At 56.9% G+C, this 16519-nt stretch carries 13 protein-coding genes; 7 read left to right on the forward strand and 6 right to left on the reverse strand.

Annotated features, from left to right (window positions below; translation table 11 throughout):
* The first annotated feature begins 116 nt into the window (after positions 1-116).
* The gene (locus RHM56_RS21650) at positions 117-1505 is read left to right on the forward strand and encodes an inorganic triphosphatase (protein ID WP_322235939.1); all 1389 of its coding nucleotides are present in this window, start codon (positions 117-119) and stop codon (positions 1503-1505) included.
* Positions 1506-1606: 101 nt separating this feature from the next.
* Here the strand turns inward: RHM56_RS21650 and RHM56_RS21655 are convergent, their stop codons facing one another.
* The 4 genes from RHM56_RS21655 to RHM56_RS21670 all read right to left on the reverse strand — a co-directional run bounded on the left by RHM56_RS21655 (position 1607) and on the right by RHM56_RS21670 (position 6318).
* Positions 1607-2176 carry a lipocalin family protein gene (locus RHM56_RS21655; RefSeq protein WP_322235942.1) on the reverse strand — a complete coding sequence of 190 codons (570 nt, stop codon included), beginning with the start codon at positions 2174-2176 and terminating at the stop codon, positions 1607-1609.
* 21 nt (positions 2177-2197) lie between these two features.
* Entirely contained in the window at positions 2198-2452 is a 255-nt protein-coding gene (gene bamE / locus RHM56_RS21660) for an outer membrane protein assembly factor BamE domain-containing protein (protein ID WP_019411732.1), read from the reverse strand.
* 177 nt (positions 2453-2629) lie between these two features.
* Positions 2630-3640 (reverse strand): class 1 fructose-bisphosphatase, encoded by a 1011-nt coding sequence (locus tag RHM56_RS21665; protein WP_322235944.1) that lies wholly within the window; start codon positions 3638-3640, stop codon positions 2630-2632.
* A 230-nt stretch (positions 3641-3870) separates the two neighbouring features.
* Positions 3871-6318 carry a glycogen/starch/alpha-glucan phosphorylase gene (locus tag RHM56_RS21670; RefSeq protein WP_322235946.1) on the reverse strand — a complete coding sequence of 816 codons (2448 nt, stop codon included), beginning with the start codon at positions 6316-6318 and terminating at the stop codon, positions 3871-3873.
* A gap of 254 nt (positions 6319-6572) precedes the next feature.
* Here RHM56_RS21670 and RHM56_RS21675 point away from each other — a divergent pair, with 254 nt between their 5' ends.
* On the forward strand, positions 6573-7010 hold the full coding sequence (locus RHM56_RS21675) for a YkgJ family cysteine cluster protein (protein ID WP_322241834.1): 438 nt from the start codon (positions 6573-6575) through the stop codon (positions 7008-7010).
* A 128-nt stretch (positions 7011-7138) separates the two neighbouring features.
* Here RHM56_RS21675 and typA read toward each other — a convergent pair whose 3' ends face one another.
* Both typA and thiI read right to left on the reverse strand, forming a co-directional pair.
* Positions 7139-8959: a translational GTPase TypA gene (typA, locus tag RHM56_RS21680; protein WP_322235948.1), complete on the reverse strand. Its 1821-nt coding sequence runs from the start codon at positions 8957-8959 to the stop codon at positions 7139-7141.
* Between the two features lie 139 nt (positions 8960-9098).
* Positions 9099-10553 carry a tRNA uracil 4-sulfurtransferase ThiI gene (gene thiI, locus RHM56_RS21685; RefSeq protein WP_322235951.1) on the reverse strand — a complete coding sequence of 485 codons (1455 nt, stop codon included), beginning with the start codon at positions 10551-10553 and terminating at the stop codon, positions 9099-9101.
* Between the two features lie 333 nt (positions 10554-10886).
* Between thiI and glnA the strand changes: the two genes are divergently transcribed.
* The 5 genes from glnA (at position 10887) to ntrC (ending at position 16190) form a co-directional block, all read left to right on the forward strand.
* The gene (gene glnA, locus RHM56_RS21690) at positions 10887-12293 is read left to right on the forward strand and encodes a glutamate--ammonia ligase (protein ID WP_322235953.1); all 1407 of its coding nucleotides are present in this window, start codon (positions 10887-10889) and stop codon (positions 12291-12293) included.
* 174 nt (positions 12294-12467) lie between these two features.
* Entirely contained in the window at positions 12468-12887 is a 420-nt protein-coding gene (locus RHM56_RS21695; RefSeq protein ID WP_322235956.1) for a cupin domain-containing protein, read from the forward strand.
* A 7-nt stretch (positions 12888-12894) separates the two neighbouring features.
* The gene (locus RHM56_RS21700; protein WP_322235958.1) at positions 12895-13410 is read left to right on the forward strand and encodes a DUF4124 domain-containing protein; all 516 of its coding nucleotides are present in this window, start codon (positions 12895-12897) and stop codon (positions 13408-13410) included.
* A gap of 264 nt (positions 13411-13674) precedes the next feature.
* Positions 13675-14760 carry a nitrogen regulation protein NR(II) gene (gene glnL / locus RHM56_RS21705; protein ID WP_322235960.1) on the forward strand — a complete coding sequence of 362 codons (1086 nt, stop codon included), beginning with the start codon at positions 13675-13677 and terminating at the stop codon, positions 14758-14760.
* Positions 14757-16190 (forward strand): nitrogen regulation protein NR(I), encoded by a 1434-nt coding sequence (gene ntrC / locus RHM56_RS21710; protein ID WP_322235962.1) that lies wholly within the window; start codon positions 14757-14759, stop codon positions 16188-16190. The genes glnL and ntrC overlap by 4 nt, the downstream gene beginning before the upstream one ends.
* Positions 16191-16519: the final 329 nt, after the last annotated feature.

Genomic DNA, 16519 nt, shown 5'->3' on the forward strand with positions numbered 1-16519 from the left:
CTATCTGCGCCCTGGAATAAACCCGTGCGACGCGCCGGAGCGGCGAGTCCTGTACACTGCACGGCCTTGGCAGCCACACTTTCCCCGGCTGCGCACCGTTCCTGGATTTTCCGGCCATGCAGAAAGAAACCGAAATCAAACTCCGCGTCAGCCGCGAAACCCTCGCCGCCTTGCGCGAGCACCCTTTGCTGAAAAAGCGCAACAAAAGTGGCTGGGAAAGCCGTGAGTTGTTAAACCAATATTTCGACACGCCTGAGCGCGATCTGGCCAAGGCCAAGGTTGCTCTGCGCTTGCGTCGCGACGGTGAAGAGGTGATTCAAACCCTCAAGACCCGTGGCCAAAGCATCGCCGGGCTGTCGGAGCGCAACGAATACGACTGGCACCTGCCAAAAGCCAAGCTCGACATCAAAAAACTCGACGGCGAATGCTGGCCGGAGGAGTTGGCCGAGCTGGACAAAAAGACCCTCAAGCCAATCTTCACCACCGATTTTGTGCGCGAGCGCGCTGAAATCTCGTGGGGCCGCGGCAAAGCCAAAGTGGTGATCGAAGCCGCTCTGGACCTGGGCCACGTGATTGCCGGCAAGCAGAAAGAAGAAATCTGCGAACTGGAACTGGAATTGCGCGAAGGCGAACCGGCTGCCTTGCTGGAACTGGCCGCCGAGTTGGCTGAAAAACTGGCCCTGATGCCGTGTGACATCAGCAAGGCTGAACGCGGTTATCGCCTGTTTGACGCCAACAGCTACGCCGTCAGCCTGCCCGCGCCTGAGCTGACCCCAGAAACGCCGCTGGACGACGCCTTTGCCGCACTGGCCTGGCACCTGTTGGGCAGCAGTCAGCGTCTGGCCGAGCAATACCGCTTCAATGGCCATTGGCGCTTGCTGCAAGACTGGGTTCAGCAGTTGATCGACCTGCGTGCGCTGGTCAGCAGCCTCGGTCAGGCCGCACCTCGCCCTTCGACCCACGACTTGCGCGCTCAACTGGACGCCTTGCTCGAAGACTGGCGCCCGATGGTGCAAGCCGGTCAGGACGATGAAGACGTGCGTAAAGCCGCGCCTGAGCAGTTCCTTGAAGAGCTGGAAGACCCGCGTTGGGGCCAGTTCTCGCTGAACACCTCGCGCTGGCTGCTGGCGCGCAGCTGGACCATCGACCGCGGCACCACCCGTGGCAATCGCCAGGGCGCTGCACAACTGTCGAGCTGGTTGCCGCGTCTGCTGTCAGATGAAGCCATAGCGCTGCGTCTGAATCGCTACCAGCAGCAACCCGAAGACCTGGCCGAGCAACTGCCGCGCATCGAACGCATTCAGGCGTGGCTGCGTCTGGCGCGTGGCGTGCTGGAAATTCCGGAAGTGGATCGCTTGTACGGCGAAATGAACAAGTTGCAAGACTTGGCCAACTTGCCCATCACTGATGACGCAGAAAGCAATGACCTGTTGCTCAACGCACGCAAGCAACAAGCCATTGCCGTGTATCAGAACCGCGCCTGGAAAACCCTGCTGCGGGGTTAAGCCGATAGCGCCGCCTTCTGTAGGAGCGAGCTTGCCTCGCGATCTTTTAGAGGATCAAAGGATCGCGAGACAAGCTCGCTCCTACAGAAGAAAGGGGCGTTTCAGCCCTTAAGCTTGGGCATGTCTGCATCTGGCGTTCGCCAAATCAAGCGTGTGGTGTCATAGCCCTGTTGCTGAGCCTTGCTGATCAGATCGTCGCGGGTTTGCTGGTCGATGTGCGGCTTGCGCGACAGCAACCATAAGTAGCGTCGATCCGGGTTACCAACCAGCGCAGTGCTGTAGTCGTCGCCCAGGTACAGCACCCAGTAATCGCCCTTGGTCACGCCCGGCAATAACGTCGACACCCAGTTATCGAACTCGACCCACAACTTGTCGGTTTTACCCGGCACTTGCGGGCTGGCCGTGCCCCTGGCTTCTTCCCACTTGCCCTCTGCGGTCTGGCAGCGGTTCAACACCGCCACGTTGCCGTCAGGCTTTAGCGTGTACTGAGCCTGGGATTGCGCGCAGTTGCGCTGGAAGAACATCGGCAACCGCGCCTGCTCATACCACGTGCCCTGATAGCGTTTCAGGTCGACGCTTTCGACCGTTTTCGGTGCCAGCGTATCGGGGCTGGTCGTGGAACACCCCGCCAACACCAGCGCTGCCCCGAGGCAGGCTAAAAGACGTTTCATCGCCAACGCTCCTGTGCCGTTTTACTTCAAACCCTGACCCGAGAAAATCAGCACTTTATCGCCTGCGTACTGCACGCTGATAAAGCTGTTTTTGTCGCCCCAGGTGCAGCTCGACATACCCAGCGCGCCCGAACAATCAGTCGGGCTGCCCAGCAGTTTTTCGACTTCGGCTTTGGACATACCCGCTGTCAGCTTGGAATAGTTTTCTTGATTGACCTTGCTGCAAGCCGCCAGCAGCACACAGAACGACAACAACGCCAAAGAACGCAACTTCATGGAATAGCTCCTGAATAAGAAAGGCGGCATCGCTGCCTGCTGCAAGCTTAGAAGAGAAAAGCGCGAGGTGGTTCCCTGGGCCAGAAACGACTGTAGGAGCGAGCTCGCCTCGCGATCTTTTAAAGAATCAAAAGATCGCGAGACAAGCTCGCTCCTACAGGGGGTGCAGCCAGGTATTTACTCTTTGTGGTACGCGGTCACACGCGCCACTTCTTCTTTCGAACCCAGGAATACGGCGACACGCTGGTGCAGGCCTTCTGGCTGGATGTCGAGGATACGCTGATGGCCGTCAGTCGAAGCGCCGCCCGCCTGTTCCACGAGGAACGACATTGGGTTGGCTTCGTACATCAGACGCAGTTTGCCCGGTTTGGAAGGCTCGCGGCTGTCGCGCGGGTACATGAACAGGCCACCGCGGGTCAGAATACGGTGTACGTCGCCAACCATCGCGGCCACCCAACGCATGTTGTAGTTCTTCTTCAGCGGACCGTCTTCACCTGTCAGCAACTCGTCAACGTAGCGCTGTACCGGCGCTTCCCAGTGACGCTGGTTGGACATGTTGATGGCGAATTCCTGAGTGGTTGCAGGAATGGTGATGTCTTCGTGAGTCAGAACGAAACTGCCCATTTCACGGTCCAGGGTGAAGCCTTTGACGCCGTCGCCCAGGGTCAGGACCAGCATGGTCTGCGGGCCGTAGATGGCATAACCGGCTGCCACTTGCTGTGTGCCTGGTTGCAGGAAGGCCTTTTCATTCAACGGTTCGTTCTGGCTCAGGTACTCGTTCGGGCAACGCAGTACCGAGAAGATCGTGCCGACCGGGGCGTTGATGTCGATGTTCGACGAGCCGTCCAGTGGGTCGAATACCAACAGGTAGGCGCCTTTCGGGTATTTGCCCGGAATCTGGTAGGCATTGTCCATTTCTTCGGACGCCATGCCAGCCAAGTGACCGCCCCATTCGTTGGCTTCGAGCAGGATTTCGTTGGAAATCACGTCGAGCTTCTTCTGCACTTCACCTTGTACGTTTTCAGTGCCCATGCTGCCCAAAACACCGCCGAGGGCGCCTTTGGACACGGCGTGGCTGATCTCTTTGCAAGCACGCGCCACCACTTCGATGAGGAAACGCAAATCAGCAGGGGTGTTGTTGCTGCGGGTCTGCTCGATCAGATAGCGACTCAGGGTAACGCGGGACATGTAAGGCTCCGAACAATGGGGAGGGGGCGAAAAACCCGCGCAGTTTAACGCGTGTTGCCGTGCAAATCTTCTAATCAGACTGAGAACCGACAGAGAGGCCGGTGCTGAACCCTTAAATCATTCGCAAAATGTGTGGGAGCTAGCTTGCCAGCGATGCATACGGCACGGTCTGACAGCAAGATCATGGTGATTCAATCGCTGGCAAGCCAGCCCCCACGAGGCCTAAGCAATTACAACGCTTTCCAGATCTCTGTCGCGTACTCGCGAATGGTCCGGTCCGATGAGAACCAGCCCGTGCGCGCCGTGTTCAGCACGGCCTTGCGCCACCATTCATCCTTGTCGTGCCACAGGTGTTCAACGCGCATCTGCGCATCCCAGTAAGCATCAAAGTCGGCACACACCAAAAAGCGGTCGTAGTCGATCAGTGAATCGACAAAACCGGTGTAGCGCGCCGGGTCATCGTGGGAGAACACCCCACCGCGAATAGCCTGCAACACATCATTAAGTCGATGCGAAGCCGCCACATCCGCCGCCGCATGAAACTCGCCATTGAGCTTTCGGGCTTCGACCTGTTGGGAGGTAAGGCCAAAAATGAACATATTTTCCGCGCCGATCCGTTCGCACATTTCGACGTTGGCGCCGTCCATCGTGCCAATGGTCAGCGCACCGTTAAGGCCGAACTTCATGTTGCTGGTGCCCGATGCTTCGTAGCCTGCGGTGGATATTTGTTCAGACAAGTCCGCCGCCGGGATGATGTTTTCGGCCAGGCTGACGTTGTAGTTGGGGATAAACACCACTTTGAGCAGGCCGCGCACGGTCGGGTCGTTGTTGACGGTACGCGCGATGTCGTTGGCCAGTTTGATAATGAGCTTGGCCTGGGTATAACTGGCCGCCGCCTTGCCTGCAAAAATCTTGACCCGAGGCACCCAGTGGTTACCCGGCTCAGCACGAATAGCCTGATACAAGGCGACGGTGTGCAGCAAGTTGAGCAACTGGCGCTTGTACTCGTGGATCCGTTTGATCTGCACATCAAACATCGCTTCAGGGCTGACCACGATGCCCAGCCGTTCGTAGATCAGCGCCGCCAAGGTGCATTTGCTCTGTAAACGCTGTTCGGCAAATTGCTTGCGGAAGTCTGCGCGCTCGGCAAAAGGCTCCAGTTTGATCAGTTTGTGTTCTGTTTCATCGAGCACGTCCTCGCCCAGCACGTTTACCAGCATCGCGGTTAAGGGCGGGTTGGCCTGGAACAGCCAGCGGCGGAAGGTTACGCCGTTGGTTTTGTTGTTGATGCGGTCAGGGTAGAGCTTGTGCAGATCGGCAAACACCGTGCTGCGCATCAGTTGGGTGTGCAAACCGGAAACGCCGTTCACGCTATGGGAGCCCAAAAACGCCAGATTACCCATGCGCACGCGACGGCCGTTGTCTTCCTCGATCAGCGAGACGGCACGCAGCACGTCAAAATCATGCACGCCTTTTTCACGCAGCGAGTCGATGTGGTAGCCGTTGATCAGGTAGATGATCTGCATATGGCGCGGCAGCAAGCGCTCCATCAAGCCGACCGGCCAGGTCTCCAGCGCCTCGGGCAGCAAGGTGTGGTTGGTGTACGACAGCGTGTCGACGGTGACTTGCCACGCCGTAGACCACTCGATGCTGTGCTCATCGACCAGGATGCGCATCAACTCGGCCACGGCAATCGAGGGGTGAGTGTCGTTGAGCTGGATAGACACGTGCTCGGCCAGGTTCAGCAAGGTGTCGTGCACATTCAGGTGGCGACGCAGCAAATCTTGCAGCGAGGCGGATACAAAGAAGAATTCCTGACGCAAACGCAGTTCTTGCCCGGCTTCGTTACTGTCAGCCGGATACAGCACGCGAGAAATGCTCTCTGCGCGCACCACCTCGGCCACAGCGCCCAAATGATCACCGGCGTTGAAGCGCCCCAGGTTCAAGTCGTGCAGCGCCCTCGCCCGCCATAGGCGCAAGGTGTTGACGCTGGCACCGCGCCACCCTACGACAGGCGTGTCATAGGCGATGGCACGTACCGTTTCGCTCGGCCACCAGATTTGTCGCGACTGGCCCTGCTCGTCCTGCTTGGTCTCAACCGAGCCGCCAAAACCAATCGAATAGAGCACCTCGGCGCGCTCGAACTCCCAGGGGTTGCCGAAATCAAGCCAGTTCTCGGTTTGCTCCTGCTGCCAGCCGTCGACGATGCTTTGGCGGAACAGCCCGTGTTCGTAGCGAATGCCATAGCCGTGGGCGGCGATGCCCAGGCTCGACATGCTTTCCATAAAGCAGGCGGCCAGTCGCCCCAAACCGCCGTTACCCAGCGCCGCATCAGGCTCCAGCAGGCGGATGCGCTCCAGATCGACGCCAAGCTCGGTCAAGGCCTCACGCGCGACCTCCAGCAACCCTAGGTTGCTCAGGCTGTCGTACAGCAGACGACCGATCAAGAATTCCAGTGACAGGTAATACACCCGTTTCTGGTCTTTGCGATAAATCTGCCGGGTATGGTCCATCCAGTGGTCGACCATATGGTCGCGGGCGGCGAGTGCGATAGCTTCGAACCAGTCATGGTCAAACGCATGATCCGGGTCTTTACCCACCGCGTAAGTCAGTTTGGCTAGTACAGCGGCACGAAAAGCCGCCACCTGCGCGTCACGAACAAGCGGTTCCTGGGGCATCGGTACAACCTCTAGCGAGATGGAGCGATTGGAAGACGAGTGGTGTCAGCCTAGACGCTTCGAGAGAAAGAAAGCGCGCTGATTCGTGCTTTTTTTTGAAAAAAACGGACGAAATGAATACCGCCCCAAAACGATGCACACCTCGGGCTAAACGCCTTAAAGCATCGCTTTGTACAAAAAACCGGCAAATGGTTGTTCACTCATTCATCAACCCCGGTATGATCGCGCGCCCTGATGCACGCTGGAATACAAGCCTGATGAAGTCCAACCTGATCGCCGCCGCGGAAATCGACCGTCTCGATACCTGGGCCAAATACTCCGCGCCCATGTGCGGCTCCTGCATTTCCAGCTGCTGCACCTTGCCGGTTGAGGTCAAGATCAAAGACTTGATCCGCATTGGCCTGGTCGATGAGTTCGAACTCGGCGACCCGCCGAAGAACATCGCCAAGCGCCTGCAGAAAGAAGGGATTGTTGAGCGTTTTAACCAGAAGTCGGGGATTTTCACCCTGCAGCGCATGAGCAATAACGATTGCCTGTATCTGGATCGCAAGTCGCGCATGTGCACCATCTACGAAAAGCGCCCGGATACTTGCCGTAACCACCCACGCGTGGGCCCGCGTCCGGGTTATTGCGCGTATGTGCCAAAGGCTGTTGAGCGTAAAAACAGCAGCGAACGGCTGATGAATTTTTAAAGCAACCCTCACCCCAACCCTCGGGAGAGGGCTGGGGTGAGGGGTCAGCCGTTACACAAATCCCGGACATAAAAAAACGCCCCCGACCGCAAGGTCGGGGGCGTTTTTGTAACCGCTAACTAAGTGACTTAGTTTTTGGCTTTTTTAGCAGCGCGGGTACGCTCGCCTTCGTCCAGGATCTTCTTGCGAAGACGGATGGACTTAGGAGTCACTTCGCACAGCTCGTCGTCCTGGATGAATTCCAGAGCTTGTTCCAGCGTGAAGCGAACAGGCGGAACCAGAGCGATGGTTTCGTCTTTACCCGAAGCACGCATGTTGTCGAGCTTCTTGCCCTTGGTAGGGTTAACGCCCATGTCGGTGTCACGGCTGTTCAGACCAACGATCTGACCGTTGTAGATCTCTTGACCGTGCTCAACAAACAGCTTGCCGCGTGCTTGCAGAGTTTCCAGGGAGTAGGTCAGCGCCTTGCCAGTTTCAACCGAAACCAGAACGCCGTTCTGACGGCCGGACATGTGGCCAGACTTCATGGCATCGTAACGGTCGAAGATAGAGGTCAGGATGCCAGCACCGTTGGTCAGGGTCAGGAACTGGTTACGGAAACCGATCAGACCACGAGCAGGGATGTTGTATTCCAGACGAACACGGCCTTTGCCATCCGGCACCATGTTGGTCAGGTCGCCTTTACGCAGACCCATCTCTTCCATCACCTTGCCCTGAGATTCTTCTGGCAGGTCAATGGTGACGTTTTCGAACGGTTCGTGCTTCACGCCGTCAACCAGACGGATGATCACTTCTGGACGACCAACGCCCATTTCGAAACCTTCACGACGCATGGTTTCGATCAGTACCGACAAGTGCAGCTCGCCACGGCCAGATACTTTGAACTTGTCAGCCGAGTCGCCTTCTTCAACGCGCAGTGCAACGTTGTACAGCAGCTCTTTGTCCAGACGTTCCTTGATGTTACGGGACGTCACGAACTTGCCTTCTTTACCGCAGAATGGCGAGTCGTTTACCTGGAAGGTCATGGAAACGGTTGGCTCGTCAACGGTCAACGGCTTCATCGCTTCAACGTTCATCGGATCACACAGGGTGTCGGAGATGAACAGCGAATCCATACCGCTGATGCAAACGATGTCGCCTGCCGAAGCTTCTTCAACGTCTACACGGTGCAGACCGTGGTGACCCATCAGCTTCAGGATACGGCCGTTACGGCGCTTGCCGTCAGCATCGATAGCCACAACCGGGGTGTTCGGCTTGACGCGACCACGAGCGATACGGCCAACACCGATAATGCCCAGGAAGCTGTTGTAGTCCAGTGCCGAGATTTGCATCTGGAACGGACCATCACGGTCAACTTGTGGAGCCGGTACGTTGTCGACGATCGACTGGTACAGCGGGGTCATGTCTTCAGCCATTTCGGTGTGGTCAAGACCTGCAATACCGTTCAGGGCAGAGGCGTAAACCACTTTGAAGTCCAGCTGTTCTTCGGTAGCACCCAGGTTGTCGAACAGGTCGAAGATCTGGTCCAGAACCCAGTCCGGACGCGCGCCTGGACGGTCAACCTTGTTGATAACCACGATTGGACGCAGGCCAGCTTCGAAAGCCTTTTTGGTCACGAAACGGGTTTGCGGCATAGGGCCGTCTTGAGCGTCAACCAACAGCAGAACGGAGTCAACCATCGACATTACGCGTTCTACTTCGCCGCCGAAGTCGGCGTGGCCCGGGGTGTCCACGATGTTGATGTGGTAGCCGTTCCAGTTAATAGCGGTGTTCTTGGCAAGAATGGTAATGCCGCGCTCTTTTTCCTGGTCGTTGGAGTCCATCACGCGCTCGTCGTTGAGCTCGTTGCGCTCCAGAGTGCCGGATTGACGCAAGAGTTTGTCTACCAGGGTGGTTTTACCGTGGTCAACGTGAGCAATGATGGCGATGTTACGTAGATTTTCGATCACTTGTGTATCTCGATCAGAGGATTCGGTGTGCTGACAGGTCGTGGCAGCGATTAACAGTAGAGTCCGGCAAAGCCGTTACAGCTTGACGGCGGCGTCGGGGGGCCGGTGACGCAGGCCACAGGCATACAGCCCCGGGCTCTTAGCTCGGTCGATAAACGCGCACATTGGCATGTCCCTCACTGAGCAAATGGTGAGCATGCAGGCGACTCATCACGCCTTTGTCGCAATACAACAGGTACTGACGGGTATCATCCAGTTCCTTGAAGCGGCTGTTCAATGCATAGAACGGCAACGCTTGTACTTCGATGCCAGCCAGTTCCAGCGGTTGATCTTCCTGAGCATCCGGGTGACGGATGTCGATCACGATCTGGCCCGCCAGCACTTCGCTGACTTCTTCGACTTGCAAGTCCTGGCCCAACTCATCGATCACTCGATCAATCGGCACCAGTTTGGCCCGCTCGAGCGCTCGCTCAAGCACGGCCATATCAAACTGTTGTTCTTCGTACTCCACACGCGGACGCTTGGCGTGGGTCTTGGGGTTGACCGAAATCACCCCGCAATATTCAGGCATGTGCTTGGCAAAATCGGCCGTACCGATTTCAACCGCCTGGTCAATGATGTCTTGCTTGTGGCTGGCGATCAGCGGACGCAAGACCAGCTTGTCTGTCACGCAGTCGATAACCGAAAGGTTCGGCAGCGTCTGGCTGGAAACCTGAGAAATAGCCTCGCCGGTGACCAGCGCATCAATTTCGAGCCGATCTGCAATACGGGACGCCGCGCGCAACATCATACGCTTCAAAATGACGCCCATATGACTGTTATCAACTTTGCCGAGAATTTCACCCAGCACTTCTTCGAACGGAACGCTGACAAACAGCACGCGCTGCGAGCTGCCGTACTTCTTCCATATATAGTGCGCGACTTCCATCACGCCCAGTTCGTGGGCACGCCCGCCGAGGTTGAAGAAGCAAAAGTGGCTCATCAGGCCGCGACGCATGATCTGATAGGCCGCCACTGTCGAGTCGAAACCACCGGACATCAATACCAGGGTCTGCTCAAGCGAGCCCAGCGGGAAACCGCCAATGCTGTCGTGCTGGCTGTGAATCACAAACAACCGTTGGTCGCGAATTTCGAAACGGACTTCAATTTCCGGCTTTTTAAGGTCAATTCCGGCCGCCCCGCATTCACGACGCAGCTTGCTGCCGACGTATTTCTCGATTTCCATCGAGGTAAATGGGTGCTTGCCGCCGCGTTTGCAACGCACTGAAAAGATCTTGCCCGCCAACGCATCGCCGAAGTGCAGTTTGCACTTTTCAACGACGTCGTCGAAGTCGCCCAACGGGTACTCGTCTACTTGCAGGAAATGCGCGATGCCCGGCATGCAGCTCAGGCGCTCAGTCATCTCCTTCAAGGCTTTGGGGTCACTGACACGCGTTTGCAACTCGATGTTGTCCCACACGCCAGTCACTACCACAGCCGGGTCCAGATCACGGAGCACAGCACGGATGTTTTTAGCCAATTGACGGACGAAACGCATCCGAACCGGGCGGCTCTTGATAGTGATCTCGGGGAAGACTTTAACGATTAGTTTCATGAAAACAGCGCGCGAGCAGCCTGCCAAAAAAGGGGGGCGCGGATTATAGCGGAAATTGCTCAAGGTTTAACCAGTTATCGTACAAACGGTTTTCATCGCACTAAAGTGGTGCACAACGCACTCAAATCGCTTCATTTAAGTGCGATAAACGCCATTCATCGGCCGTCTTCGACGCTAACCTGCTTGAGATTGAGGCGTTTAACCCAAATCGGAGCACTGGCATGCAATTTGCTCCCTTGTGATGCAGGTTGCCTTGGCAGAGTATTCGCGCCGGCATCAACCACTTATTAAGGGCTATTCCACTACCAGCCCTAAGCCACCCCGGAGGACACTATGTCGAAGTCGGTTCAACTCATCAAAGATCATGACGTCAAATGGATTGATCTGCGCTTCACTGACACCAAAGGCACTCAGCACCACGTGACCATGCCGGCCCGTGATGCGTTGGACGAAAACTTCTTCACCGACGGCAAAATGTTCGACGGTTCCTCCATTGCTGGCTGGAAAGGCATCGAAGCGTCCGACATGATCCTGCTGCCAGACGACAGCACGGCCGTTCTGGACCCATTCACCGAGCAGCCTACGCTGATCCTGGTGTGCGACATCATCGAACCTTCGACCATGCAAGGCTATGACCGCGACCCACGCGCCATCGCTACCCGTGCCGAGGAATACCTGAAGTCCACCGGTATCGGTGACACCGTTTTCGTGGGTCCAGAGCCAGAATTCTTCATCTTCGACGAAGTGAAGTTCAAGTCCGACATCTCCGGCTCGATGTTCAAAATCTACTCCGAGCAAGGCTCGTGGATGTCCGACCAGGACGTGGAAGGCGGCAACAAAGGCCACCGTCCAGGTATCAAAGGCGGCTACTTCCCGGTTCCTCCGTTCGACCATGACCACGAAATCCGTACCTCCATGTGCAACGCCATGGAAGAAATGGGCCTGGTTATCGAAGTTCACCACCACGAAGTGGCAACTGCTGGCCAGAACGAAATCGGCGTGCAGTTCAACACCCTGGTGAAAAAGGCTGACGAAGTTCAGACCCTGAAGTACTGCGTACACAACGTGGCAGACGCCTACGGCCGTACCGCTACTTTCATGCCTAAACCGCTGTACGGCGATAACGGCTCGGGTATGCACGTTCACATGTCCATCTCCAAAGATGGCAAGAACACCTTCGCTGGCGAAGGCTATGCCGGCCTGTCCGACACCGCTCTGTACTTCATCGGCGGCATCATCAAGCACGGTAAGGCCCTGAACGGCTTCACCAACCCGGCTACCAACTCTTACAAGCGTCTGGTACCAGGCTTCGAAGCACCGGTAATGCTGGCCTACTCGGCGCGCAACCGTTCCGCCTCGATCCGTATTCCTTACGTATCCAGCCCTAAGGCTCGCCGTATCGAAGCACGCTTCCCGGACCCAGCAGCTAACCCATACCTGTGCTTCGCTGCACTGATGATGGCTGGCCTGGACGGCATCCAGAACAAGATCCACCCTGGCGATGCTGCTGACAAAAACCTGTACGACCTGCCGCCTGAAGAGGCGAAAGAGATCCCACAAGTTTGCGGCAGCCTGAAAGAAGCCCTGGAAGAGCTGGACAAAGGTCGTGCGTTCCTGACCAAAGGCGGCGTTTTCAGCGACGACTTCATCGACGCTTACATCGCCCTGAAAAGCGAAGAAGAAATCAAAGTACGTACCTTCGTGCACCCACTGGAATACGAGCTGTACTACAGCTGCTAATCCAGTTTCACCCGTGAAAGCGGCGTGATTAGAAAGGCCTCCTACGGGAGGCTTTTTTTATGCGTAATGTCTTACATTCCGCGGCGTAACACCCGATTAAAACTTCACCGGCGCCTGACAGCCATCCCAAAGCGCGATCTGTAACGTGAGGCAACTCATCAAACGGATGCTGCCATGACGCTCGCCAACCCACTCAAAGCTCTGCTGTTGTCGCTGGCCTGCCTGACCCTGTTCGGCTGCACCAGCACCCCTCCAAGCGTCAAAGTCGAACAATTGCTCAAAACCACCCATTCATGGGATGGTGCACCTTACGGCCCGTACCCGGCTGGCCAACCCGAAATTACCGTTCTCAAAATCATCATCCCGGCCAACACTGCACTCAATTGGCACACACACCCCATGCCTAATGTGGCCTATGTGCTGTCTGGCGAGCTGCTCGTTGAAACCCGTGACGGCAAGCACAAAATTACATTGAAGGCTGGCGAGATCCTGCCCGAAGTCGTTCAAACCGAGCACCGTGGCACCAGTGGCAACAAGCCCGTCGAACTGATCGTGTTTTATGCCGGCGGCGCAGGCATGCCACTGTCGCAGTAAACAGCCTGTGCACTACTTCTTGATAAGCCTGTGGCTGGCTGCCCTGCCTGCGAGCGCGCAAGTGTACAAATACCTCGATGCTCAGGGCACAGTGCACTACAGCGGCTCGCCGCGCGATCTAAGCGGCAGCGTACCCATAACGCTTGAGCCACTTAATCTCCAGCCAGCCCTGGACATTGCGCCACCCGACAACCCGCAACACCTGCTGCCCGAACAAGAGCGTGATCATCCGCCCTACAGCGCACTGAAAATCGAGGGCCTGCCCGTCGAACAGGCCCTGCGCGCCAACAATGGAACCTTCACTGTCCAACTCACGATTGACCCGCCCCTGCACAACCGGCATCGCCTGCAATGGCTGCTTGATGACAAACACTATGGCCAGCCCGACACCCAAACCGTCATGCAAATGAACAACATTGATCGCGGCATGCACCGCCTATCCGTGAAGGTAATGGAGGGTAACAAGACAGTGCAGCAAAGCCAGGCCGTTGTTTTTTACCTGCAACGCGCTCATCAAAGATGACCCGCAAAAACTGAATATCCCCGCATTCACTAGAAACTGAATCTATTCAGCTAGCTTGCACTATATTGGTGCGAACACTGCTCGAACTCTCACTAGCCAGCCCACTTTGGTTCAAAACGAGTGACGGACAGAGCCAGTGCGCCACCTAAACGAGCCTAAAGTCCCTATTTCAGGCGATTCGCGCTTCTTTTCGGAGCCTTGGTTTGTTTTTTGCATTTTCCTTGCACCAGCGCCTTACCCGCGCACGCAATCCGGGATCGGCCCATGACCATCAGTGATGCCCTGCACCGACTGTTACTCGACAACCTGACCACCGCCACACTGTTACTCAATGCCGATTTGCGCCTTGAGTACATGAACCCGGCGGCGGAAATGCTGCTGGCTATCAGCGGCCAACGCAGTCATGGGCAATTCATCAGCGAGCTGTTCACTGAGTCCACCGAGGCCCTGCAGTCATTGCGCCTGGCCGTTGAGCAAGCCCACCCGTTTACCAAGCGTGAGGCCATGCTGACCTCTGCCACCGGCCAAACCCTGACCGTGGATTACGCGGTAACGCCGATCTTGAGCAACAGCGGCACCATGCTGCTGCTTGAGGTGCATCCACGTGACCGGTTGCTGCGCATCACCAAAGAAGAAGCGCAGTTGTCCAAACAAGAAACCAGCAAGATGCTGGTGCGCGGCATGGCCCACGAAATTAAAAACCCGCTGGGCGGCATTCGGGGTGCAGCCCAACTGCTGGCGCGCCAATTACCCGATGAAAGCCTGCGTGACTACACCAACGTCATCATCGAAGAAGCCGATCGCCTGCGTAACCTGGTCGACCGCATGCTGGGCTCCAACAAACTGCCTTCGCTGGCCATGACCAATGTGCACGAAGTGTTGGAGCGGGTGTGCAATCTGGTAGAGGCCGAGACCCAGGGCGACATCACCCTGGTGCGTGACTACGACCCGAGCCTGCCGGATTTACTGATCGACCGCGAACAAATGATCCAGGCCGTACTCAATATTGTGCGTAACGCAATGCAAGCCATCGGCTATCAGAATGCACTCCGCCTGGGCCGCATCACCCTGCGAACCCGCGCCATGCGCCAGTTCACGATTGGCCATGTGCGGCATCGACTGGTCACCAAAATCGAAATCATCGACAACGGTCCGGGCATCCCGCCCGAGCTGCAAGACACTCTATTCTTTCCGATGGTCAGTGGCCGCCCGGATGGCACCGGGCTGGGCCTTTCCATCACCCAGAACATCATCAGCCAGCACCAGGGGCTGATCGAGTGTGAAAGCCACCCTGGCCACACACTCTTTTCGATCTTTCTGCCTCTGGAACAAGGAGCCGCATCGACATGAGCCGAAGTGAAACCGTTTGGATCGTCGACGACGACCGTTCAATCCGCTGGGTCCTGGAAAAAGCCTTGCAACAAGAAGGCATGACCACACAGAGCTTCGACAGCGCCGATGGCGTGATGAGCCGCCTGGCTCGTCAGCAGCCTGATGTCATCATTTCTGACATTCGCATGCCCGGTGCCAGCGGCCTGGATTTGCTGGCCAAGATCCGCGAGCAACACCCGCGTCTGCCGGTGATCATCATGACCGCCCATTCAGACCTGGACAGTGCAGTCGCGTCCTATCAGGGCGGCGCGTTCGAATACCTGCCCAAGCCGTTTGACGTCGACGAAGCTGTGTCGCTGGTCAAACGTGCCAACCAGCATGCCCAGGAACAACAAGGCCTGGCCGTGGCCCCGGCGGCTGCGCCCACCCCGGAAATCATTGGCGAAGCGCCAGCGATGCAAGAGGTGTTTCGCGCCATTGGCCGTCTTAGCCATTCCAACATCACTGTGTTGATCAACGGTGAATCCGGGACGGGTAAAGAACTGGTCGCCCATGCGCTGCATCGCCATAGCCCTCGGTCCGCCTCGCCGTTTATTGCCTTGAACATGGCGGCGATCCCCAAAGACTTGATGGAGTCCGAACTCTTCGGCCATGAAAAAGGCGCCTTCACTGGTGCCGCCAACCTGCGCCGTGGCCGTTTTGAGCAAGCCGATGGCGGGACGCTGTTTCTGGACGAAATCGGCGACATGCCCGCCGACACCCAAACGCGTCTGCTGCGGGTTTTAGCCGATGGCGAGTTCTACCGTGTGGGCGGGCATATCCCAGTCAAGGTCGATGTGCGGATCATTGCCGCCACCCACCAGAACCTCGAAACCCTGGTGCAGGCTGGCAAGTTCCGTGAAGACTTGTTCCACCGCCTGAACGTCATCCGCATTCATATCCCGCGCTTGTCAGATCGTCGCGAAGACATCCCGACGCTGGCCCGGCACTTCCTCAGCAGCGCCGCGCAAGAACTGTCGGTCGAACCCAAACTGCTGAAAACCGAGACCGAGCAATACCTGAGAAACCTGCCGTGGCCCGGCAACGTTCGCCAGCTTGAAAACACCTGCCGCTGGATCACGGTGATGGCCTCGGGTCGCGAAGTGCACATCAGCGACTTGCCACCTGAGCTGCTGAACCTGCAACACGATGCGTCTCCGGTCACCAACTGGGAGCAAGCCTTGCGTCAATGGGCGGATCAGGCGCTTGGCCGTGGTCAGTCGAACCTGCTCGACAGTGCGGTGCCGACCTTTGAGCGGATCATGATCGAAACCGCCCTCAAACACACTGCAGGCCGCCGCCGCGACGCGGCCGTACTGCTGGGCTGGGGTCGTAACACCTTGACCCGAAAAATCAAAGAACTGGGCATGAAAATCGACGGCGACGAAGATGACGGGGACGACGCGTAAAGCCTATTACTTGTAGGAGCACGCTCCTACAGAAGTTTTATGAATGTCGCACCACCCTCAAGCAAGCCGCCCTACTTCTGTGCATCACGCGACTTAAAGGGCCTGAACAGCCTTCAGACACTAAACACCCGAATAAACGAAAGCCCCGGATTCCGGGGCTTTCGCGTTTATATAAAGAAAATAAAGGCAAAAAAACAAAACTGGCACGCGCCCTGCAATAACCCTGTTACCTAAGCAACACCGGTTTAGGGGACCTTGGTACAGGCAGGCCAAGACTCCCCACTTTTACACCGCAGCCTTGATGCCTTTTGCATCAAAGCGCACAACGC

The organism is Pseudomonas sp. CCC3.1 (assembly GCF_034347405.1).
Lineage (GTDB): Bacteria > Pseudomonadota > Gammaproteobacteria > Pseudomonadales > Pseudomonadaceae > Aquipseudomonas.